This is a genomic window from Stenotrophomonas sp. Sm2128, assembly GCF_030985535.1.
Taxonomy (GTDB): domain Bacteria; phylum Pseudomonadota; class Gammaproteobacteria; order Xanthomonadales; family Xanthomonadaceae; genus Stenotrophomonas; species Stenotrophomonas maltophilia.
Map to the genome: position 1 here is coordinate 14834 of NZ_JAPTFQ010000029.1, position 16443 is coordinate 31276.

A 16443-nucleotide genomic window follows, 5' to 3' on the forward strand; every position below is an offset into this window, starting at 1 on the left:
TGCCAAGGAGCCTTCTGCAATGACGCTTCGAATCGCTTACGTCACCAGTGGAATGGGCAGTGTCGGCACTGCCATCTGCCAGAGCCTGGCCCGCAGCGGCCACACCGTGGTTGCCGGCTGCGCGCCGAACTCGCCGCGCAAGGCCAACTGGCTGCGCGAGCAGCGCGAACAGGGCTTCGACTTCATCGCCTCCGAAGGCAACGCGACGGACTGGGCCTCGACCAGCGCGGCGTTCGCCAAGGTCCGCGCCGAAGTCGGCGAGGTGGATGTACTGGTCAACAATTCCGGCGGCAGCCGCGACCTGCTGTTCCGGCAGATGACGGTGGAGGACTGGAACGCGGTGATCGCCTCCAACCTCAACGCGCTGTTCAACCTGACCAAGCAGGTGGTGGACGGCATGGCCACGCGGGGCTGGGGCCGCATCATCAACATCGGTTCGGTCAGTGCCCACAAGGGCCAGATCGGCCAGGTGAACTACGCTACCGCCAAGGCCGCGATGCATGGCTTCAGCCGTGCGCTGGCTGCCGAAGTTGCGTCGCGCGGGGTCACCGTCAACACGCTGTCGCCGGGCTACATCGCCAGCCAGGCGATCAGCAGTTTCCCGCCGGATGTACTGGACCGGCTGGCTGCCTCGGTGCCGGTTCGCCGCCTGGGCCGCCCCGAGGAAGTGGCCGGCCTGTGCGCGTGGCTGGCGTCGGATGAAGCCTCGTATGTGACCGGTGCCGACTACGCGGTCAACGGTGGCCTGTACATGGGTTGAGCCCTCCCCCACGGAGTGCGCGGGGGCCGGATCACCTTCAGTTGTGAAGGTGATCCGGCCCCTTTTGTTTCTGCATTTCTGAGACGCACTTCCCGATACATCGGCAGAACCGGTGCTATAGCTGCCAGCGCTCGCCGAGCCCGATGGATGAACGGCTGGAATCGCGGATCAAGGAGGTTGGCATGCGTGCATTGCTGATTGCGCTTCTCGTGGTCGCCACTACGCTGCTGGCGACACCGACCCGCGCGGAGCCCCCGCCTATGCGGGTGATCACGGGCCTGGGCTGCCCCGACTGGCTGATCCCAGGCGCGCCCACGCTCGACGCGCAGATCACCGGCCATCCGGAGTGGACCTTCGCCTGGGCTCCCGCGTCCTATACCAATCGCGATCCCATCCGGGTCTACATCCAGTCCTTCGACTGCGATTCCTCCGACATTGCAGGCTATTACTTCCGGATCGCAGCCATTGCCCATGAAGTGGGACACGCACTGTATTTCGAAGGTATCCCCTTGAGCACCCGAGGTGCGTTCATCCAGCACTTCTGCACCATGGAGGGGAAAGCGGTACTCAACAACCTCACCGCGCGCAGTGAGCTTCTGGTGACCAGCCTGGGGTACTACGACATCGGCGTAGCTGCGTCCAACGGTCCTGGCCTCATCGCACAGGCCGATGCCGGCGGTGAAGACCTGGACCGGCAGGTAGGTAAGCTGTTCTGCGACAACAACGTAACTTCAACCACCGGCGAGAACTACAACGACTTCTACGGAAGAATCTACGATGAAGCGATCGCAGCCCGTCCCTGAACTTCTTCTGATCCTGAGCCTGTTGGTTGCCGGTTCTGCAACAGCAGCCACGTCCGCTGCCACTGCGGAAGAGGCGGATGCAACCTGGCGGCTCGTGGAGCGCTGGTCCTTGCAGCTGTCACGCTCTGACCTTGTCGCGCAGCTGTCACCCCTGGCTCCGGCCGGCTCGCGTTCGGAAGCAAGAATGGGCCGGGGCGACAGCGCCACCATCGATCTGGCGCCATTCGCGGTCGCTGGGAGGATCAAGGGGCCCTCTGGCCAGATCTACACCGACGCGTCGGGGCGAATCATCAAAGGCATTACGCTGCGGCTGAGCGGCGCCTGCATCTCGCGAAAGCAGATGGGTCGTCGCTACCCCGACTTCAATGTCCTTTCCGTGCCGTCAGGGCATAGCCTGGACGAGTCGACGGTGTTCGGCACAGTAGTGAACGGCATCCAGATCGGGTTCTCATTCTCCGAACATGACCGTGACTGCATGGACCAGCTCAAATTGAGCTGGCCTGGGGAGCGCTTCTGATTCCCACCGGCCTACCACCATGACGAACATGTTGCAGGACACGCACCACTGCCCTGCACCGTTCGTTGGTTTTCCGTAAAGAAGGTTTCATGTTCCGTTCGCATAGTGGCCATGCACCGCGCACGCGTGCCGGTGACCACCCCCAATGCAACGGACCACCATGCAGACCCGACACCTGACGATCGCCGTGGCGATCGCGCTCTCCGCCGCCACCAGCGCCCATGCCGCCACCGCCGCCGATACCGGCGCCAGCACCGATGCCGCGCTGAGCGCGCAGACGCTGGATACCGTCTCCGTGATCGGCCAGGGCGAGACCCGCCAGGTGCAGCGCATCACCACCGTCGACAAGCAGGTGCTGCCGCCGGGCACCAGCGGCCAGAAGATCCTCGACCGCCTGCCGGGCGTGTCGGTGCAGTCCAACGATGCCTTCGGCGCCAACGAAGAATCGCAGACCATCAGCCTGCGCGGCTTCGACAAGAGCCGCCTCGGCTACACGCTGGACGGCATCCCGCTGGGCGACAACAGCTACGGCAACTACAACGGCCTGAGCATCGCCCGCGCGATCATCGCCGAGAACCTGGCCGGTGCCGAGCTGTCGCAGGGCATCGGTTCGCTGGGCGTGGCCTCGACCAGCAACCTGGGCGGCACCATCCAGTACTTCTCGATGGACCCGTCCACCGAGTTCGGTGGCCGCGCCAGCGTCACCGTCGGCGACAACAGCCAGCGCCGTGGCTACCTGCGCGTGGATACCGGTGACATCAACGGCTTCTCAGCCTATGTGTCCGGCGTGCACCAGGACCAGGACATGTGGGCCGCGCCCTACCAGAACCAGACCACCCGCCAGTTCAACGCCAAGGCAGTGTGGAATGTCGGCGACCACCGCTTCGGTGCGTTCGTGGCCACCTCGCGCGCCAGCCAGGCCAACTACGCCTACCTGTCCAAGGACATGCTGGCGCGTGGCCTGGGCTGGGATTGGAACATCTACGCGCCGGACTGGGATCGCGCCGTCGCCGCTGCGTACTGCGCGCCGGGCACCTACAACAAGGCACGCTGCAAGTTCAGCGGCGGCGTCAACAGCATCGACGATGCCTACTACCAGAGCCGCGCATTGCGCGACGACAATCTCTATTCGGTCGATGCCGACCTGCGCCTGGGCGAGCAGGGCCGCCTGAAGCTGCTGGCCTACCACCACGACAACCGTGGCCAGGGCCACTGGTGGGCACCGGGCCAGCCGTCCTACCCGGGCACCGACAGGATGCTGCCGATCTCGATCCGCAGCACCAACTACACGATCAACCGCGATGGCCTGACCGCCGCATTGTCGTGGACGGTGGGCATCCACGAACTGGAAGCCGGCCTGTGGTATGAGCAGAACGACCACAACGTCTCGCGCAACTTCTACTACATCAGTGGCCCGTTCCTGGACGACCTGTACCTGAAGAATCCTGATCGCCTGCTGTTCAACCAGGACTTCGACATCCGCACGCGCCAGTTCTACGTACAGGACCGCATGCGCTTCCTGGACCAGCGCCTGACCGTGGACGTGGGCATCAAGAGCCCGAACACCCGCATGCGTGCCACCGCCCAGCCGGGCGTGGAAACCAGCATCGCCTCGGGCACGCTGACCGCCAAGGAATCGGTGCTGCCGCAGGTGGGCCTGGGCTTCAAGCTCAACGCCAACAACGAGCTGTTCGCCTCGTACGCCGAAAACATCGCCGCCTTCGTCGGCGGTGGCAGCGGCGGCCCGCTGCAGGTGTCGCCGGAATCGTTCGCGGCCAGCGCTGGCCTGGAGCCGGAGAAGTCCAAGAGCCTGGAAGCCGGCTTCCGTACCTTCGGCGAGAAGTACCAGGCGTCGATCGCGGGTTACAACGTGAAGTTCGACAACCGCCTGCTGTCGTTGAACCCGTGCTCGAGCATCGAAGTCGGCACGCGTCCGGAGTGCGTGACGCGCTTCATCAACGTCGGTTCGGTGAAGAGCTACGGCGCGGAACTGACCTTCATCCTCAAGCCGATCGACGGCCTGCAGTGGTACAACGCGCTGTCCTGGAACAAGACCACCTACGAGGATGACTACACCTCGGGCGGCGCCATCGTTCCGGTGGCCGGCAAGATCACGGTGGATACGCCGCAGCGCATGGCCTCCAGTGAGATCAGCTGGAACCGCGACGGTTTCTTCGCCAGCCTGCGTGCCAAGTACACCGGCAAGCGCTACTACACCTACACCAACGACCAGTCGGTGCCGGGCGTGACCACCTTCGACGCCGGTGCGGGCTACGACTTCGGCCCCGGCCTGGGCCTGCGCAACGTGCGGGTGTCGTTGAATGCGACCAACCTGACCAACAAGCGCTATGCCGGCCAGCTGAGTTCGTTCGCACCGACTGATCCGAAGGGCACGCGTTATGCGATCCATGCGAGCGCACCGCGGCAGTTGTTCATGACGGTGGCGGCGGAGTTCTAAATCGAAAGCGGGCGCTGCAGCGCGTTGATTGTTCCTGCATGGCGTGGGTAGGCAGGCCCATGCAGGACACGCCGTAAACCCATCCATGGGGGCTCGATCGGCGCATCCATGCGCCTCACGGTCCTGCATGGGCCTGCCTACCCCCGCTGGACAGTTCCCCGCGCCGGCGCGGAGGCAATGGAAAGCAAGAGCAAAAGCAAAGAGCCGGGCAATGCCCGGCTCTTTGCTTTTCAAGCGCAATCCCTCTGGTGGACCTGCTGCCGCGCCCGCAGGAAATTGTCTGGAGGAGGCGGGGCACCCTGGTCAGGACCGTTGGCGCCATGGATGGCGCCATCGAGCACCATGGAGGGGCTTTTGCGTGTCCTGACCAGGGTGCCCCGCCTCCTCCCAGCCGATAGCAGGCAGGCGCAGGAGGATCCGCCAACGCATTTCATTCCGGCGCCAGCTGGTCCATCCGTATCCGGTTGGCAAACAGCGAGAACGCCAGCATCCCGGCCAGGCCATTCGCCCGGCTCACCCAGTGCGGCAGCCAGCGCGGAGGCTTCAGCACCCCCGCCTCGAACAACGGCGCGAACGCGATCGCATCGGTCAGGCTCATCTTGCCGGCGAACAACCAGCGACAGACCTGCAGGCGGTCCTCGGCCAGCATGTGGCGGAAGAAGGTGTGCACCGACACCAGGCCGCGCAGGTACACCGTGTCCTTGGTGAAGGCCAGGCCGCCACTCGGCGGCACGCCGCGGAACACGCGCTGTGCCGAGGCGAAACTCTCCTCTGCGTTCTGCCCCGCATCGCAGAAATAGCGGAACACTTCGATGAAATCGGCGCCTTCGCGTGCCATCGCAATTGCTTCGGTACGCAGGCTGATGCGCTTGAGGCGCTCGATGTCGATGCTGCCGGTGATCTGCTCGGCGAAGGTGGCCAGACCTTCCTGGGTGGCGGTCACCCGTGGCGAGGACAATGCCAGGCTCGGCAGCACCGGCTGTTCGCGGCCGTTCAATGCGGTCAGCGAATGCACCAGCGCTTCGTGGTGGAACAGCTGCGCGCGGTCGTAGGCACTGAAGCGGGCACTGGTGCGCAGTCGGATACGGGTCGGACCGGCAGCCGCCTTGGACACCAGTTCCGGGTCGAGCTGTACCTGGATGATGCGCGATTCGAAGAAGGCATCCAGGTCGTTCTGCAGCTGCAGCTGCAGGGCGATGGCCGACACTGGCACCTGCTCTTCCGGCGCCAGCAGTTCGTGGTCCAGTTCGGCGGCAATCTGGATGAAGTGGCGCGCTGCTTCGCGCGTGCTCGGGCCATTGCCCGGCAGCGGCTGCTCGGGTGCGCCGAACAGCTGCACCGAACAGGTATCGACCGCCGCGGTGCCCAGCCCTTCCAGCAGCTGCGCGGCCAGGTCCCAGCTCTGCGCCGACTGTCGCACGTAGTGGCCCAGTGGGTGGCTGTCGTCGCAATCGGCGGCGATCGCGGCCAGCGCGCGACGTTCTTCGCTGAAGTCCAGCCGTGGGTAATCCACCTTCGGCAGCACCGGCTGACCACGTGCCAAGCTGTCCAGAAACGGTGCCTGCACCGTTGCCGGCCAACTGGTCAGGCCCAGCAGGCGGATGCCTCCCACGGCCTCGACCAGGCGCGCATCGAGCGCTGCATGGTGGGCCACGTCACGGTCCAGCGTCGCAGTCGGTTCCATGCGCGGACTATAGCGCCCTGCCCTTGCTTTGGTAGGTGCCAACGTTGGTTGGCGTCCGCCGACGGCGGGCTTCGGACACACCCGTGCCAACCAGGGTTGGCACCTATCAGGAGCGGGCAGTTGGCACCCGCCCGAAGCAGACAGAGGCGGGGTCATTGCAGGGGTCAGCGCCCATTGCGGTGCAATGGGATCCGACCCCGCGGTACCGATCAGCGCCTACGCGGCTTGCCGGCCGGGCGGAACTGCTGGCCCTTGCCCTTCTTGCCGCCACGCTCCTGCGCGGTCTCGGCCTGGCGGACCGCCAGCTTGGCGGCGGCGGCGGCCACTTCTTCCTTCAGCTTGAAGTAGTTGAGCAGCCGGCTCTCTTCGATCTCACCTGCTTCGATCGCTGCGCGTACGGCACAGCCCGGTTCCTGCTGGTGCTTGCAGTCGTTGAAACGGCACTGTGCGGCCAGCGCTTCGATATCGGCGAAGCCGCCTTCGGACAGCGTCTCTTCGCCGGTCGGCTTCAGCTCGCGCATGCCGGGGGTGTCGATCAGGCAGGCGCCGGTCGGCAGCGGCATCAGCGCGCGGTGCGTGGTGGTGTGGCGTCCGCGCGAATCGTTGGCGCGCACCGCGTTGGTCTTCATCCGCTGCTCGCCCAGCAGGGTGTTGGTCAGCGTGGATTTGCCGGCACCGGACGAGCCCACCAGCACCACCGTGCGGCCCGGGCCCAGCCACGGCTGCAGCACCGCCACGCTGTCGGCATCCAGGCCGTTGATCGCATGCAGCGCGATGCCCTGCATCTCCAGCTCCTCCAGCACCGCCAGCGCGTCTTCGCTGTACTCGGTCTGGTCAGCCTTGGTCAGCACCACCACCGGCTCGGCACCGCCACCGCCGACCAGCAGCAGGTAACGCTCGATGCGGCGCGGATTGAAGTCGGCATCCAGGCCGCAGACGATGAACACCGTATCGATGTTGGCTGCGATCACCTGCTGGTGGTAATGCTCGCCGGCGGCGCCTCGCTTGATCGCGGTGCGGCGTGGCAGCAGCGCGACGATGCGGATGCCATCGAGCAGCACCCAGTCACCCACCGCCGGCCGTTCATGGCTGGGGAAGCGCGGGCGCTGCCATTCCGGCAGCGACTCGGCCTTGATCGACGCGTCCGGGCCATCGGCCACCACGTAGTGGGTGCGGTGCTGTTCGATCACCCGTGCCGGGCGGGCCTGCGGATGTGCGGCCATCGCGGCCTGCCAGTCGGCCTGCTGCGCCGGGCCCGGCCAGGGCCAGCCGATGGTCTGCAGGGCGATGAAATCGGGGGTCTGGGTCATCGCCGCCATTCTACCTGTGCCGGCGCCCTGCCAGCCCAGCAATGACGGGCCCGGCGCCCTTGCCATGCATTGCAGCAATTCCGGTAGGATGGAAGCCCCATGCCTTTTGACGGCCCAGCTCCCATGTCCACCAACTCGCCCAAGCCCCTGGCCATCCGCGAGCGCCTTTCCGAGGTGCGCTACGAAATCCGCGGAGAACTGGCGCGGCGAGCCCGGGAGCTGGAGGCGCAGGGCCGCAAGCTGATCAAGCTCAACATCGGCAATCCGGGCGCTTTCGGCTTCCGCGCGCCGGAGCACCTGCAGCGTGCGATCGCTGACGACATGGGCCGCACCGACCCGTACACGCACCAGCAGGGCCTGCCGGTGGCGCGCGAAGCCATCGCCAGCTACTACGCCCGTCGTGGCGCGCCCGATGCGCACCCTGACCGTGTCTTCCTCGGCAATGGCGTCAGCGAGCTGATCGACCTGTCGCTGCGTGCGCTGCTCAACCCGGGCGATGAAGTGCTGGTGCCCTCGCCCGACTACCCGCTGTGGTCGGCCTCGACCATCCTCAACGATGGCCGTCCGGTGTACTACCGCTGCGCACCGGAGAACGGCTTCCAGCCGGACCCGAGCGAGATCGAGACGCTGGTGTCCTCGCGCACCCGCGCCATCGTGCTGATCAATCCGAACAACCCCAGCGGCGCCAGCTACCCGCGCGAACTGCTGGAGCGCGTGGTCGAGATCGCACGCCGCCACAACCTGTTGCTGCTGGTCGACGAGATCTACGACCAGATCCTGTACGACGACGCGGTGTTCCAGCCGGTCGCGCCGCTGGCCGGTGATCATCCGTGCCTGACCTTCAGCGGCCTGAGCAAGGTGCACCGCGCCTGCGGCTGGCGCGTGGGCTGGGCCCACCTCAGCGGCGACGATGCCCGCCTGGGTGACTTCCGCGCGGCACTGGACCTGTTGGGCGCGCTGCGCCTGTGCGCCAACGTGCCGGGCCAGTACGCCATCGAGGCCGCGGTGAACGGTCCGGACACCATTTCCGAGCTGTGCACGCCGGGCGGCCGCCTGTATGAAACCCGCCGCGCGGTCATCGAGGCCTGCGAAGCCAGCGAACATCTGTCGCTGGTCGCACCGGCCGGCGCGCTGTACGCGTTCCCGGCCGTGGTCGGCGCCGCTGCGAAGGGCTTCGACGACCACAACTTCGCGCTGGACCTGATGAACAACGAAGGCGTGCTGGTGGTGCCGGGCTCGAGCTTCAACGTGCCCTACCGCCATCATTTCCGCGTGACCCTGATGCCGGAGGCCTCGGTGATGCGCGATGTGTTCGCGCGCATCGACCGCGTGCTGGCGCGGCGTGCCGAGGACGCGACCAAGGTCGTGCCGCTGAAGCCGCGCCGTTCGGTGGCCTGAGCGTGGCGCTGTCCTACCTGGCGCTGGGCGATTCGTACACCATCGGTGAAGCGGTTGCAGTCGAAGGCCGCTGGCCGCACCAGCTGGCCGCCACGCTGCGTGCGCAGGGCATTGAGCTGTCCGATCCGCAGACCATTGCGACCACCGGCTGGACCACCGACGAACTCGATGCGGGCATCGATGCGGCTGCGCCGCAGGGGCCGTTCGATTTCGTCAGCCTGCTGATCGGCGTCAACAACCAGTACCGCGGGCGTCCGCTGGACGAATACCGCAGCCAGTTCCTGGTGCTTCTGCAGCGGGCGATCGGCTTCGCTGGCGGTGATGCCGGACGCGTGCTGGTGCTGTCCTTCCCCGATTGGGGCGCGACCCCGTTCGGCGCAGGCAGTGGCCGCGACCTGGCCGCGATCGAGATCGAGACCGACGAGTTCAACGCGGCAGCCGAGGTGATCAGCACCCAGCAGGGCGTGGCCTTCGTCGACATCACCGATATCAGCCGCGCACAGGGCGAAGACCCGACGATGATCGCCGAGGATGGCCTGCACCCTTCGGCGCGGATGTACGCGCTGTGGAGCGCACGCGCCCTTCCGGTGGCCGCGCACCTGCTCGGCGGCACGGACTGAGGCGATGGACGGCACGCCACGGAACGGCCCGCCCCTGCCCTGCACTCCCCTGACGGCCCCGCAGGCCCGCTTGATTGCCGAGGCCTTCCGCCCGGCGCAGGCCTGGGGCAGCCGCCGCGACTACTACTACACCCGTGGCAAGCTCGGCAGCGATCCGCTGTACGACGGCGTGCTGCAGCATCTGCCTGACGATGGGCAGCCGGTGCTGGACCTGGGCTGCGGGCTGGGCCTGTTCGCCCATGTACTGCGCCAGCGCGGCGGTACCCAGCGCTACCTTGGCGTGGACGTGGATGCCGGCAAGATCACCCGCGCGCAGCGTGCTGCCGCCGACCTGCATGACGTGCGCTTCGATTGCGTGGATGTGCAGGCGCCGCTGCCGGCGCAGGCCGGGCACGTCCTGCTGCTGGACGTGCTGCAGTACCTGGACGCGGGCCCACAGCAGGCACTGCTGCGCGCGGCCAGCGCACAGGTGGCCCGCGGCGGCCGCCTGCTGCTGCGCACGCCGCTGGCCACCGGCGATGGCCGCGACCGCACCACGCGGGTGGCGGACCGGCTGGCCTGGCTGATCGGCTGGATGGGCACGCGACCGCGCCACTACCCCGATCCGCAGGTATTGCAGACAACGCTTGCCGAAGCTGGATTGCAGGTGACCGCACCCCGGCCGCTGCACGGGCGTACCCCCTTCAACAGCTGGCTGCTGGTGGCCAAACGCCCCGCGTTGTAGGGCCGAACCCACGCTCGGCTGTGCTGTTGCGGTAGATCCACGCCATGCGTGGATGGCCTCGCGACCATTCCTGTAGGGGCGAGCCCAAGCCTGGCTGCCCCAAGCGGCCAGAAGCCTGGTTTACAGGACCGGCAGCCGCGCCTTCAGCCCCCGCTCGTCCAGCGCCTGCAGCACGCGTTCGATGATCACCCGATTGTGACCGTGGGCGGCGCCCTCATGCAGCAGCACGATGGCGCCGGGTTGCAGGTCAGGCAGCAGCCGTGCCAGCACGCCCTCCGGCGTGCAGCCGACGCCGTCGTAGCCCCGGGCACTCCAGCCCACGCGCACCAGGCCCAGCGCCTTCAACACCGGTGCCACGAACGGATTGGTCATGCCCACCACCGAGCGGTACCAGCGCACTGGATGCCCGCTCAGGGCCTGCAGTGCATGCTGGCAGCCCTCGATCTCCGCCCGCATCGCCGCCGGGCCCAGACGCCAGAAGCGCGCCTGTGGGTGGCTGTGGCTGTGGTTGCCCAGGTCGTGGCCGCGGCGCAGGATCTCCTGCACCAGTTCCGGCTGTGCCAGCGCACGTTCCCCCACCAGGAAGAAGGTGGCGCGCGCCTGGTGGCGGTCCAGCAGGTCGAGCACGGCGCGGGTTTCCGGGCCAGGGCCGTCATCGATCGTCAGCCAGACGCTGTTGCCGGCCTCTGGCAACCGGCTCAGCACCGGTGCGTAGAAGCGGCTGTTGGGCAGGAATATCGGCACCATGAACAGCGCGTGGCTGGCCACCATCAGCGGCAGGCCCCAGTGCCAGCCTGCCAGTACCCATACCAGGATCACGGCCAACTGCGACGCCACCAGCCAGGGCAGCCAGCGCCAGGGCCGGGTCGGGATGCGATGCAATGTTCCTGCGTTGCTCATCCCCCATGATGCCATGAGGGGTAGAATTGATGATTCGAATTCCCGGAAACCCGACGTCCATGTCCCTCGATCCCGCCCTGCGTTCGCGCATCGAATCCATCCTCAACGCCAACCGCGTCGTGCTGTTCATGAAGGGCCAGCCGTCGATGCCGCAGTGCGGTTTCTCGGCCAAGGCCGTGGGCGCCCTGCAGGATCTCGGCGTCGAGTTCGCCCACGTCAACGTGCTGGCCGACCAGGAAATCCGTGAAGGCATCAAGGCCTACGGCGACTGGCCGACCATCCCGCAGCTGTACATCGACGGCGAACTGGTCGGTGGCAGCGACATCGTGCTGCAGATGGCCGCCAGCGGCGAGCTGAGCAGCGTGCTGGGCCTGGCCGCACCGGACCGCACCCCGCCGAGCATCACCGTCACCCCGGCCGCCGTGGAAATGCTCAAGGGCGCGCTGGCCGACGCTCCGGGCGCTGCCCTGCAGCTGAGCATCGACGCCGGTTTCCAGCCGAACTTCCAGCTGGCTCCGCACGACGAAGGCGCGATCGCTGCCGAGTCCAACGGCCTGCGCGTGCAGTTCGACCTGGCCAGCGCGCGTCGCGCCAACGGCATCACCATCGACTGGGTGGACGACATCCGCGGCAAGGGCCTGGCCATCGACAATCCGAACGCACCCAAGCCGGTGCAGGAAATCAGCGTGCGTGATGCCGATGACCTGGTGCGTGCCGGCAACATCACCCTGGTGGACGTGCGCCCGGCCGAGGAGCGCGAGATCGCTGCCGTGGGCGTGCCGTTCAAGAGTTTCGACGGCAACGGCCGTGCGGAGCTGGAGGCCCTGCCGAAGGACACCGCACTGGCTTTCATGTGCCACCACGGCGGCCGCAGCGCACAGGCTGCCGAGCAGTTCCGCGCACTGGGCTTCACCAAGGTGTTCAACGTCACCGGCGGCATCAACGCCTGGTCGGAAGAAGTGGACAACGGCGTGCCGAAGTACTGATCGGCCCTGAAAAAGGGGACGGAGGGAATTAAGTCGTTTATGGCACAAACGACTTAATTCCCTCCGTCCCCTTTTTCTTAGCCGGCGAACCCGCCTTCGGCCAGGTAATCCAGTTCTTCCGCCGTGGGGAAGCGGCCCAGCACGGCATTGCGATGCGGGAAACGACCGAAGCGGCGGATGATGTCGCGGTGCAGTTCGGCGTACTGCAGGTATTCCTTGTCACCCAGCACGTCGAACATCGCCACCGAGCGGTCCTGGTCCAGCGGATCCTCGGAGTGCTCGAACGGCAGGTAGATGAAGGCGCGCAGCTTCGGCACCAGCTGCAGGTCCAGGCCTTCCTCGATGGCGCGCATGGCGTAATGCCGGGCCAGGCCATCGGTGGCGTAGGAATGGGCAGTACCCCGGAAGCAGTTGCGCGGGAACTGGTCGAGCAGCAGCATCAGGGCCAGCGCCCCTTCGGCACTGCCCAGCCAATGTTCGCGCGCGCGCGAAGCGGCGGCGAAATGCTCATCCAGAAACAACTGGCGGAACTGCGCGTCGAACGCGTCGTCGCGGGCGAACCACTTCGCGGGGCCCGCCTCCTTCCAGAATTCCACCACTTGCGCGGCAACGTCCATCACCTACTCCCCAGGGCCGGCGCGCCGCGCCAGGCCATCATCATCATTCGTCGAAGCGCAGGTGGCGGACCGACTTGCCGTTGCGCCGGATAAGCTTAAGCGCCTCGATACCGATCTGGATATGGTTTTCCACGAACTGGGAGCTGACCTTGGCATCGGAGGCTTCGGTCTTGACCCCATCGGGGATCATCGGCTGGTCCGACACCAGCAGCAGCGCACCGCTGGGGATGTGGTTGGCGAAGCCGGCGGCGAACACGGTGGCGGTTTCCATGTCGATGGCCATGCAGCGCATCGCCCGCAGCCGCTCCTTGAACGCCTCGTCGTGTTCCCAGACCCGGCGGTTGGTGGTGTAGACGGTGCCGGTCCAGTAGTCGTGGCCGAGGTCGCGGATCATGGTCGAGACCGCACGCTGCAGCGCGAACGCCGGCAACGCCGGCACTTCCGGCGGCAGGTAGTCACCCGAGGTACCCTCGCCACGGATCGCAGCGATCGGCAGCACCAGGTCGCCCAGCTGGTTCTTGCGCTTGAGGCCGCCGCACTTGCCCAGGAACAGCACCGCCTTGGGCATCACCGCCGACAGCAGGTCCATGATGATCGCGGCATTGGGGCTGCCCATGCCGAAGTTGATCATGGTGATGCCGTCGATCGTGGCGCTTGCCATCGGCCGGTCCAGGCCGATGACCGGCGCACCGGTCAGCTCGGAAAAGGTATGCAGGTAGCCGCCGAAGTTGGTCAGCAGGATGTGCTGGCCGAACTGGTCCAGAGGCACGCCGGTATACCGGGGCAGCCAGTTGTCGACGATTTCCTGCTTGCTTTTCATGGGCGGTCCGGTACGGCGGGGGACCGGGTATTTTCGGCCACCCGGCCGGTGCAGTCGAGCCGCCGTCGACCGTCCTGTGAAGAAGGTCACTTGGCAAGCCCGCCACCACCGGGCTAGCGTCGGCGGTTGGACCAGGTTGCAAGGGGAACTGCATGGCATCGACGTTGTTGCGCGCCGGGGTGGCCCTGGCGCTGCTTTCATTGAGTACGGCTCCGGCGGTGGGCGCCTCGCGCTTTGTCGCCGATCCCTACCCCAGCACCTACCAGGCCCATCCCGATGCGCCGGTACTGATCCACAACGCCACCGTGCTGACCGGTACCGGCCAGCGCCTGGACAACGCCGATGTGCTGCTGCGCGACGGCCGCATCGTTGCCGTCGGCCGCCAGCTGCAGGCCGATGCGGGCGTCACCCGCATTGATGCACAAGGCAAGTGGGTCACTCCGGGCCTGATCGACGTGCATTCGCACCTGGGCGTGTATCCCAGCCCGGGCGTCGGTGCGCACAGCGATGGCAACGAGATGACCGCACCGGTCACCGCCAACGTCTGGGCCGAACATTCGGTGTGGCCGCAGGACCCGGGCTTCGCCACCGCGCTGGCCGGCGGCGTGACCAGCATGCAGGTGCTGCCGGGCTCGGCCAACCTTGTCGGTGGCCGCGGCGTGACGCTGAAGAACGTCCCGGCCATCACCTACCAGGCGATGAAGTTCCCCGGTGCGCCGTGGGGCCTGAAAATGGCCTGCGGCGAGAACCCCAAGCGGGTCTATGGCGAGGGCAAGGGCGTGACCCCGGCCACGCGCATGGGCAACGTGGCCGGCTATCGTGCCGCCTTCATCGATGCCGCCGACTACATCGCCAAGAACAAGCCCAAGCCGGCCAAGCGCAAGAGCTGGTTCGGCAGCGACAAGGGCGACAGCGCCGGTGATGCCGGCGGCAAGCGCGATCTCAAGCTGGACACACTGGCCGGCGCGATCGAAGGCGACATCCGCGTGCACATCCACTGCTACCGCGCCGACGAGATGGCCACCATGCTCGATCTGGCCAAGGAATTCGGCCTCAAGGTAGCCGCCTTCCACCACGGCGTGGAGGCCTACAAGCTGGCCGACAGGCTGGCCGCCGACGGCGTCTGCGGTGCGCTGTGGGCCGACTGGTGGGGCTTCAAGATGGAAGCCTTCGACGGCATTCCGGAGAACATCGCGCTGGTCGACCGGCCGAAGAACAGCTGCGCCATCGTCCACTCCGATTCACCCGAGGGCATCCAGCGCCTGAACCAGGAAGCAGCCAAGGTGATGGCGTCCGCGCGCCGCGCGCGCATGCCGGAGATCACGCCCGAACACGCCATCACCTGGATGACCGCCAACGCCGCCAGGGCGCTGGGCATTGAAGGCCAGACCGGCACCCTGGAGGCCGGCAAGATGGCCGACGTGGTGGTCTGGAACGGCAACCCCTTCAGTTCGTATGCGCTGGCCGAGCAGGTCTTCATTGATGGCCGCAGGTTGTACGACCGCAGTGCACCGGCAGCGACGCCGCGTTCTGATTTCCAGCTTGGCCAGGAGGTGCGCTGATGGTGGTGCTCAAGCAGTTGACGCAGTCTGCCGCGAAGGGCAGCCGAGCATGGTTCGGCGCTACTGTCATGGTGCTGGCCTGCATCTCCGCATCCGCACAGGCACAGGACCTGCTGGTGCGCAACGCAACGGTGCACACGGCCAGCGCACGCGGCAGCCTGCACAACGCCGATGTGCTGGTCCAGGGTGGCATCATCCGCGCGGTCGGCCCCGGCCTGTCCGCGCCGGCCGGGGCGACCGTGGTCGAAGCCAATGGCAGGCCGCTGACCCCGGCCCTGTTCGGTGGCATCACCGAAACCGGCATCGAAGAGGTCTCAGGTGAATCGAGCACGGTGGACAGTTCGTTGAAGCTCGGCGAGCAGCCGCTGCGCCCGGAATTCGACGTCACCCTCGCCTACAATCCGGCCTCGGTGCTGATTCCGGTCACGCGCCTGGAAGGCATCGGCTTCACTGCATTGGGGGCCGCCACCGGTGGTGGTTTCGTGGCCGGCCAGGGCGGCGTGATGCGGCTGGACGGCAGCGCCGACCCGATCGGCCCGCGTGCCCTGTTCCTGCGCATCGGCGCGGCCGCCTCCGAACTGACCGGCCATTCGCGCGCCGCGCAATGGATGCTGCTGCAACAGATGGTCGACGAAGCACGCGGCCAGGTTGCTGTGGATTCTCCGCACGCGCTGTTGACCCCGGCCGGGCGCCGTACGCTCAGTCGCTACCTGGCCGGCCAGGGCCGCATCGTGGTGGAGGTGGATCGTGCCTCGGACATCCGCCAGCTGCTGCGCTGGGCCACACGCGAGAAGGTAAAGATCGCCATTGCCGGTGCCAGCGAAGCCTGGCAGGTCGCGCCGGAGCTGGCCGCTGCGCACGTGCCGGTATTCGTCGACGTGCTGGCCAACCTGCCGGCCAGCTTCGATCAGCTCGGTGCCACCCTGGAAAACGCCGCGCGCCTGCAGCGTGCCGGCGTGGCGGTTTCTTTCGTGCAGCGCGGCGACGCCACCCACAATGCGCGCAAGATGCGCCAGCTGGCTGGCAATGCAGTGGCCAACGGCCTGCCCTGGGCTGACGGTCTGGCCGGGCTGACCCGGGTACCCGCACAGGCGTTCGGCGTGGCCGACCAGATCGGCAGCATCGAGCCCGGCAAGCGCGCCGACCTGGTGCTGTGGGAAGGCGACCCGCTGGACGTGGCGCACTATGCCGAACAGGTCTGGCTGGGCGGGCGTGCGATGCCGATGCGCTCGCGCCAGACCGACCTGCGTGATCGCTACCTGCAGCGCAATGCGCAGCCCTGAC

15 protein-coding genes are annotated in these 16443 nt (G+C 67.0%); 10 read left to right on the plus strand and 5 right to left on the minus strand.

The window, feature by feature from the left end; all coding sequences use genetic code 11:
- The first annotated feature begins 19 nt into the window (after positions 1-19).
- The 4 genes from phbB to O0K41_RS10370 all read left to right on the plus strand — a co-directional run bounded on the left by phbB (position 20) and on the right by O0K41_RS10370 (position 4538).
- Positions 20-760, plus strand: a complete 741-nt coding sequence (phbB, locus tag O0K41_RS10355; RefSeq protein WP_005414435.1) for an acetoacetyl-CoA reductase — start codon at positions 20-22, stop codon at positions 758-760.
- A gap of 182 nt (positions 761-942) precedes the next feature.
- Positions 943-1563 (plus strand): hypothetical protein, encoded by a 621-nt coding sequence (locus O0K41_RS10360; protein WP_308304500.1) that lies wholly within the window; start codon positions 943-945, stop codon positions 1561-1563.
- Entirely contained in the window at positions 1538-2080 is a 543-nt protein-coding gene (locus tag O0K41_RS10365; protein ID WP_049450563.1) for a hypothetical protein, read from the plus strand. The genes O0K41_RS10360 and O0K41_RS10365 overlap by 26 nt, the downstream gene beginning before the upstream one ends.
- Positions 2081-2240: 160 nt before the next feature.
- Positions 2241-4538 carry a TonB-dependent receptor gene (locus tag O0K41_RS10370; RefSeq protein WP_049396509.1) on the plus strand — a complete coding sequence of 766 codons (2298 nt, stop codon included), beginning with the start codon at positions 2241-2243 and terminating at the stop codon, positions 4536-4538.
- Between the two features lie 430 nt (positions 4539-4968).
- On the opposite strand, the gene O0K41_RS10375 is transcribed toward O0K41_RS10370, so the two are convergent.
- Together O0K41_RS10375 and rsgA are read right to left on the minus strand one after the other, a co-directional pair.
- On the minus strand, positions 4969-6222 hold the full coding sequence (locus O0K41_RS10375; RefSeq protein ID WP_108270529.1) for a flavohemoglobin expression-modulating QEGLA motif protein: 1254 nt from the start codon (positions 6220-6222) through the stop codon (positions 4969-4971).
- Positions 6223-6431: 209 nt separating this feature from the next.
- A complete protein-coding gene (gene rsgA, locus O0K41_RS10380; RefSeq protein ID WP_032129866.1) occupies positions 6432-7541 on the minus strand; it encodes a ribosome small subunit-dependent GTPase A in 1110 nt (369 codons plus the stop codon).
- Positions 7542-7655: 114 nt separating this feature from the next.
- Here rsgA and O0K41_RS10385 point away from each other — a divergent pair, with 114 nt between their 5' ends.
- Genes O0K41_RS10385 through O0K41_RS10395 form a run of 3 tightly spaced genes read left to right on the plus strand, consistent with a single transcriptional unit; the run spans position 7656 to position 10274 of the window.
- Positions 7656-8930: a pyridoxal phosphate-dependent aminotransferase gene (locus O0K41_RS10385; protein WP_005414441.1), complete on the plus strand. Its 1275-nt coding sequence runs from the start codon at positions 7656-7658 to the stop codon at positions 8928-8930.
- A gap of 2 nt (positions 8931-8932) precedes the next feature.
- Positions 8933-9550, plus strand: a complete 618-nt coding sequence (locus O0K41_RS10390; protein ID WP_164221694.1) for an SGNH/GDSL hydrolase family protein — start codon at positions 8933-8935, stop codon at positions 9548-9550.
- Between the two features lie 4 nt (positions 9551-9554).
- Positions 9555-10274 carry a class I SAM-dependent methyltransferase gene (locus O0K41_RS10395; protein ID WP_049450566.1) on the plus strand — a complete coding sequence of 240 codons (720 nt, stop codon included), beginning with the start codon at positions 9555-9557 and terminating at the stop codon, positions 10272-10274.
- Positions 10275-10394: 120 nt separating this feature from the next.
- On the opposite strand, the gene O0K41_RS10400 is transcribed toward O0K41_RS10395, so the two are convergent.
- Positions 10395-11174 carry a polysaccharide deacetylase family protein gene (locus O0K41_RS10400; protein WP_049450568.1) on the minus strand — a complete coding sequence of 260 codons (780 nt, stop codon included), beginning with the start codon at positions 11172-11174 and terminating at the stop codon, positions 10395-10397.
- 59 nt (positions 11175-11233) lie between these two features.
- Here O0K41_RS10400 and grxD point away from each other — a divergent pair, with 59 nt between their 5' ends.
- On the plus strand, positions 11234-12160 hold the full coding sequence (gene grxD, locus O0K41_RS10405) for a Grx4 family monothiol glutaredoxin (RefSeq protein WP_033835209.1): 927 nt from the start codon (positions 11234-11236) through the stop codon (positions 12158-12160).
- A gap of 77 nt (positions 12161-12237) precedes the next feature.
- On the opposite strand, the gene O0K41_RS10410 is transcribed toward grxD, so the two are convergent.
- Both O0K41_RS10410 and O0K41_RS10415 read right to left on the minus strand, forming a co-directional pair.
- Complete coding sequence (locus O0K41_RS10410; protein ID WP_005410992.1) at positions 12238-12777, minus strand: DUF924 family protein; 540 nt, start codon at positions 12775-12777, stop codon at positions 12238-12240.
- A 43-nt stretch (positions 12778-12820) separates the two neighbouring features.
- Positions 12821-13597 carry an AMP nucleosidase gene (locus O0K41_RS10415; RefSeq protein WP_005414446.1) on the minus strand — a complete coding sequence of 259 codons (777 nt, stop codon included), beginning with the start codon at positions 13595-13597 and terminating at the stop codon, positions 12821-12823.
- A 152-nt stretch (positions 13598-13749) separates the two neighbouring features.
- Between O0K41_RS10415 and O0K41_RS10420 the strand changes: the two genes are divergently transcribed.
- Both O0K41_RS10420 and O0K41_RS10425 read left to right on the plus strand, forming a co-directional pair.
- On the plus strand, positions 13750-15159 hold the full coding sequence (locus O0K41_RS10420; protein ID WP_164221696.1) for an amidohydrolase: 1410 nt from the start codon (positions 13750-13752) through the stop codon (positions 15157-15159).
- Positions 15159-16442: an amidohydrolase family protein gene (locus O0K41_RS10425; protein WP_024956047.1), complete on the plus strand. Its 1284-nt coding sequence runs from the start codon at positions 15159-15161 to the stop codon at positions 16440-16442. Before O0K41_RS10420 ends, O0K41_RS10425 begins: the two co-directional genes overlap by 1 nt.
- The last annotated feature ends 1 nt before the right edge of the window (position 16443 follow it).

Bases quoted from the DNA above. Each gene is read 5' to 3' on its own strand.
- phbB (WP_005414435.1), top strand. From the start codon at position 20: ATGACGCTTCGAATCGCTTACGTCACCAGTGGAATGGGCAGTGTCGGC.
- O0K41_RS10360 (WP_308304500.1), top strand. From the start codon at position 943: ATGCGTGCATTGCTGATTGCGCTTCTCGTGGTCGCCACTACGCTGCTG.
- O0K41_RS10365 (WP_049450563.1), top strand. From the start codon at position 1,538: ATGAAGCGATCGCAGCCCGTCCCTGAACTTCTTCTGATCCTGAGCCTG.
- O0K41_RS10370 (WP_049396509.1), top strand. From the start codon at position 2,241: ATGCAGACCCGACACCTGACGATCGCCGTGGCGATCGCGCTCTCCGCC.
- O0K41_RS10375 (WP_108270529.1), bottom strand. From the start codon at position 6,222: ATGGAACCGACTGCGACGCTGGACCGTGACGTGGCCCACCATGCAGCG.
- rsgA (WP_032129866.1), bottom strand. From the start codon at position 7,541: ATGGCGGCGATGACCCAGACCCCCGATTTCATCGCCCTGCAGACCATC.
- O0K41_RS10385 (WP_005414441.1), top strand. From the start codon at position 7,656: ATGTCCACCAACTCGCCCAAGCCCCTGGCCATCCGCGAGCGCCTTTCC.
- O0K41_RS10395 (WP_049450566.1), top strand. From the start codon at position 9,555: ATGGACGGCACGCCACGGAACGGCCCGCCCCTGCCCTGCACTCCCCTG.
- O0K41_RS10400 (WP_049450568.1), bottom strand. From the start codon at position 11,174: ATGAGCAACGCAGGAACATTGCATCGCATCCCGACCCGGCCCTGGCGC.
- grxD (WP_033835209.1), top strand. From the start codon at position 11,234: ATGTCCCTCGATCCCGCCCTGCGTTCGCGCATCGAATCCATCCTCAAC.
- O0K41_RS10410 (WP_005410992.1), bottom strand. From the start codon at position 12,777: ATGGACGTTGCCGCGCAAGTGGTGGAATTCTGGAAGGAGGCGGGCCCC.
- O0K41_RS10415 (WP_005414446.1), bottom strand. From the start codon at position 13,597: ATGAAAAGCAAGCAGGAAATCGTCGACAACTGGCTGCCCCGGTATACC.
- O0K41_RS10420 (WP_164221696.1), top strand. From the start codon at position 13,750: ATGGCATCGACGTTGTTGCGCGCCGGGGTGGCCCTGGCGCTGCTTTCA.
- O0K41_RS10425 (WP_024956047.1), top strand. From the start codon at position 15,159: ATGGTGGTGCTCAAGCAGTTGACGCAGTCTGCCGCGAAGGGCAGCCGA.